Source organism: Verrucomicrobiota bacterium (assembly GCA_016871535.1).
In the GTDB taxonomy this organism is placed as follows: domain Bacteria; phylum Verrucomicrobiota; class Verrucomicrobiia; order Limisphaerales; family SIBE01; genus VHCZ01.
In genome coordinates this window covers 1-4,680 of the sequence record VHCZ01000372.1, presented here as the reverse complement: position 1 = coordinate 4,680, position 4,680 = coordinate 1, and the positions used below count along the sequence as shown (strand labels likewise).

3 protein-coding genes are annotated in these 4,680 nt (G+C 62.4%); 2 read left to right on the top strand and 1 reads right to left on the bottom strand.

What is annotated here, in order from left to right; translation table 11 throughout:
- Positions 1–910, bottom strand: a 910-nt coding sequence (locus tag FJ398_26210; GenBank protein MBM3841381.1) for a formylglycine-generating enzyme family protein, incomplete at its 3' end; no start/stop codon positions are given.
- 130 nt (positions 911–1,040) lie between these two features.
- Here FJ398_26210 and FJ398_26205 point away from each other — a divergent pair.
- Entirely contained in the window at positions 1,041–1,784 is a 744-nt protein-coding gene (locus tag FJ398_26205) for an ABC transporter ATP-binding protein (GenBank protein MBM3841380.1), read from the top strand.
- Positions 1,785–1,791: 7 nt separating this feature from the next.
- The gene (locus tag FJ398_26200) at positions 1,792–4,158 is read left to right on the top strand and encodes an FtsX-like permease family protein (GenBank protein MBM3841379.1); all 2,367 of its coding nucleotides are present in this window, start codon (positions 1,792–1,794) and stop codon (positions 4,156–4,158) included.
- Positions 4,159–4,680: the final 522 nt, after the last annotated feature.

The following is a 4,680-nucleotide window of genomic DNA, read 5'->3' as shown; positions in this document are numbered from 1 at the left end:
TCGGTTCGGCCAAAGAACGGACGACGCGAATGCCCACGAAGTCCGCCGAGGACAGCCACCAGATGCTCTTGGGGATTTGCGGATCGAGCGCATTCCACTCGGGCACATCGATCAGGCGCGCGGCGCTGCGCAGCTTCGCCACCGGCTCGGTGAAGGCGCCGCCCCGGGCGACACGCGGGTCATCTTCTCCTTCTTGCTCGCACCATTCCGCGAGATTGCCCACGATGTCGAACAACCCAAACCTGTTCGGAGCCTTTTTCCCGACCGGATGAGTCGTGTAATCGGAGTTGTCCGCAAACCAGCCATAAGACTCCGCGCGCGTGGCATCGTCGCCCCAGAAGAACGGTGTTTTGGTGCCCGCGCGGCAGGCATATTCCCACTCGGCCTCCGTGGGCAAGCGGAACTCCTGGCCCGTTCGCATGCTCATCCATTTGCAGAACTGCCGCGCGGCAAAGTGAGACATCCCCAGCGCGGGATGCCTGTTGTTGCCGTGTTCCCGGTAAAGCGACCCGTACGGCTTGGTGGGCCGCGAAAATCCATCGGCCTCGCCTTCGGGTTTCTCGAACTTGTCCCATTCGCCAAAAACATAGGGCAGGAATGCCTCCCACGTAATCTCATAGCGCCCCATCCAGAAGGGCTGGATGGTGACCGTTTTTTGCGGTGGGTCCGAAGCTTCGCGGCCCGCTTCATCTTCCGCGCTGCCGATCGTGATGGTTCCTCCAGGAATCGCCACCATTTCGACCGAGGCGTCCGTGGCGGGAATGCGCTGCACGTAATTCGTAAAATTCGCCGGGCTCGGTTTGATCGGATCCTCCGCGGCGGCGAGTTGGATCGCGCCGAAGGCCGAGAGAATCAGCGCGAACGATGGGACGGTGGGAACTCGCTTGTCAGGTCGGGTGCCGTTGGTCATACATCCACTCTCGTGCGGCAACGTATCGGCACCCGGACGAGTCGTGCTTCCCCTGCTCTGCCAAAGAGGAACCCTTTATTGAACTGCTTGAAGCGCCGCAGTTCTGCTGTTACCTATTCGGCTCTTTGTGATGGCTCCGACAGCGAACCAATCCCCGGCCCGCTTGGCGCGCGCGCAGATTTTTCGCGTGCGCGGCCTGACCAAAATTTACGGTTCCGGGACGACCGAAGTCCACGCGCTGGCCGGAGTGGATCTCGATCTTTACGAAGGCGAGTTGGTCGTGTTGCTCGGACCCTCGGGCAGCGGCAAGACTACGCTCTTGAACAATCTGGGCGGGCTGGACGTGCCGACCACCGGTGAACTCTGGTATCGGGACACCGATCTGACGGCGGCGGACGAAGACCGGCTCACGCGCTTCCGGCGGGAATCCGTCGGCTTCGTGTTCCAATTCTACAACCTCATCCCCAGCCTGACCGCGCGAGAGAACGTGGCGTTGATCACGGAGATTGCCCGCGCTCCCATGCCCGCGGAAACTGCGCTGGAGCTGGTGAATCTCGGCGCGCGCCTGGACCACTTCCCGGCTCAACTGTCCGGCGGCGAACAACAGCGCGTGGCGATCGCCCGCGCCATCGCCAAGCAACCGGAAGTTTTGCTTTGCGACGAACCCACCGGCGCGTTGGACGTGCGCACCGGCATCGTGGTGCTGGAAGCCATTCAGCGCGTCAATCGCGAACTGGGCACGTTGACGGTGATCATCACCCACAATGCCGTGATGGCGGAAATGGCCGACCGCGTGATCCACTTCTCCGACGGCCGCGTCCATCACGTGCGCGAGAACGCCGCCCGCGCGCCGGCCAGCAGTTTGAACTGGTGAAACGGCGATGATCTCTCATCTCGACCGCAAGCTCTGGCGCGACTTGAGCCACATGAAAGGCCAGGCCGTCGCCGTGGCGCTGGTCATGGCGTGCGGCCTCGCCATGATGATCATGTCGCGCAGTTTGATTCAGTCTTTGGAGACTACGCGCCGCGAATACTACGAACTGCACCGATTCGCAGACGTCTTCGCGCACTTGAAACGCGCGCCCAATTCCATCGCCGAGCGCGCTGCGGCCATTCCGGGCGTGGCCGCGGTGCAGGCGGGTTTGTCCGTCCAGGTCACGCTGGACATTCCCGGTCTAAATGAACCGGCGAGCGGGATGGTTCGCTCAATGCCCGACTTCGGAAAGCCGGAGTTGAATCGCCTTTATCTCCGCACGGGCCGGTGGCTGGCCGAAGGAGGGCGCGGCGAAGTGCTGGTGGGCGAAGCATTCGCTCAAGCCAACGGCCTTCAGCCCGGCGACCGGATCGCCCTGCTGCTCAATGGCCGCCGCCAAGAACTCCGCGTCGCCGGCCTCGTGCTTTCGCCCGAGCTTATCTTCGAGTCGCGCCCCGGGGCGGCGCTGCCGGACAACCGCACTTACGGATTTTTCTGGATGCCGTATTCGGAATTGGCTGCCGCCTATGATTTGGACGGCGCGTTCAATTATCTGGCGCTCACGCTGGCGCCCGGCGCGGCGGAACGCGCGGTGATCGACGCGCTCGACCGGATGCTCGCGCCGTACGGCGGCCGCAGCAGCTATGGGCGCGCGGATCATCCCTCGCACATTCGCGTCTCGGACGAAATCCGCGTGTTGCACATTCTGTCCATCGGGTTCCCGACCGTGTTTCTGAGCGTGGCGGCCTTCATGACCAATTCCGTGTTGTCGCGGCTTCTGAACCTGCAGCGGGAACAAATCGCGATCCTCAAGGCCTTTGGATACGCGAACCGGCAGATCGTGCTGCACTACCTGAAGTTCGCCTTTGTCATGGTGGCCGGCGGCACGGTCCTGGGCGGCTTGGGCGGAATTGTTCTGGGCCGGCGCATTGTCGAAATGTACCACATGTTTTTCCGGTTTCCGGATCTGACGTTTCGCCTGGATCGATCCGCGCTGGTGATGGCCCTGGCCGTCAGCGCCGGGGCGGCCGTAGTAGGAGTCTTCACGGCGGTGCGGCGCGCGGCGCGCTTGCCGCCGGCCGAAGCGATGCGCCCGGAGCCGCCGGCGAATTACCGGCCCGCGCTCATCGAACGGACCGGCATCGCGCATTTCCTGTCCCACACCTTTCGCATCGCGGTCCGCAATCTGGAGCGCAAACCCATGCAAGCGCTCTTCACCGTCGCGGGGTTGGCGCTCGCCACCGGCATTTTGATCGTGCCCAATTGTTTTCGCGACGGCGTCGCCGCGGTGCTCGATTTTCAATGGGACGTGGTGCAACGCGCGGAAATCGCGATCGGTCTGGTGGAGCCCGACAGCGCGAAGGTGCGGCACGTTTTGCGACAACTCCCTGGCACGCTCGTGGTGGAGCCGTTTCGGCGGGCGGCGGTACGCATTCATTTCGGGCACCGGCGCCGGCAGTTGATGATCCAGGGTTTGCCCAACGGCGGGCAACACGACCGCGTGATCGACGCCGCCACGCGGCAGATCGAATTGTCGCCCGACGGTCTGGTGGTTTCGGCGAAACTCGCGGAAGCGCTGGGCGCGAAAGTTGGGGATACCCTGGTGGTCGAAACTCTCGAAGGCAAGCGTCTGCTGCGGGCCGTGCCGTTGCTGGGCCTGGCAGAAGATTTTGCCGGCGTGGCCGCGTACATAGAATTGGGCGGTCTGAATCGTCTGATCGGGGAAGGCGATGTGATCAACGGCGCGACGTTTACAATTGATCCCGCGCGCCGGAGCGATTTTCTTCGGGCTTTGAAGGACGTGCCGCGGGTCGGCTGGGTGGGCGTCAAGGAATCCATGCGCGCCAATTTCCGGCAAACGACCGCCGCCAGCATCAACCTGATTCAAAGCATTTATCTCACCTTCGCGACGGTCGTGGCGTTTGGCGTGGTCTATAACAACGCGCGCATTTCGCTCGCGGAACGCGCGCGTGAATTGGCTACGCTTCGGGTCGTAGGCTTCTCGCGCCGCGAAGTCGGTGGAGTTCTGATCACCGAGCTGGTCATTCTCGCGGTCATGGCAGTGCCGCTGGGATTGCTGCTCGGCACCGGTTTTGCCACGGTCATTTTGAAAGCCGTGAATACGGAGACCGTTCGATTGCCGCTGGTTTTCACAGCGGGGAACTACTCGTTCGCGATGCTCGTGGTCACGATTGCTTCGAGCTTGTCGGCGTTGTTCGTGTTGCGCAGGCTCAATCAACTTAATCTGGTGAGCGTGCTGAAAGCGCCAGAATGAAATCCACTATGCTCTTACTCCTAATCGTAATCGTAATCTTAATCGTCGAGAGCTTCCTTGGTTTCAGAACCATGCGCTCGGCCCATGAACCATTCGGAATCTCCGTCACCCGTCCTACGGACACCCTCTCCCCCACTGGGGGAGAGGGAAGGGGTGAGCGGGCACAGTTCACGGGAAGCTCCCACGGCCTTCGAGCCGTGCACATGGCCCATGAACCTGAGATTGTGCGGACCGCAGCCTTCAGGCTGCTTCCGCGCACTCTTCGGAGTCCAGCGCTGAAGCGGCCTAAAGGCCACGGTCCGGAGGAAAGATTCATGGGAAGCTGCCATGGCCGCGGAGCCATGCACTTGGTCCTTGAACCGATCGCCGGTAGGGCGAGTCCGTCCCGGCGAGCCGCTCGACGAGCTTTGAGCACGTCTGGATCGGCTCGCTGGGGACAGGCTCGCCCTACCGTCCGGTTCATCGGAAGGGAATAGGCCTAGGTCACAATGAATCCCAGTTTCTCCGAAAACTCGGCGGTCA

Bases quoted from the DNA above. Each gene is read 5' to 3' on its own strand.
- FJ398_26200 (MBM3841379.1), top strand. From the start codon at position 1,792: ATGATCTCTCATCTCGACCGCAAGCTCTGGCGCGACTTGAGCCACATG.
- FJ398_26205 (MBM3841380.1), top strand. From the start codon at position 1,041: ATGGCTCCGACAGCGAACCAATCCCCGGCCCGCTTGGCGCGCGCGCAG.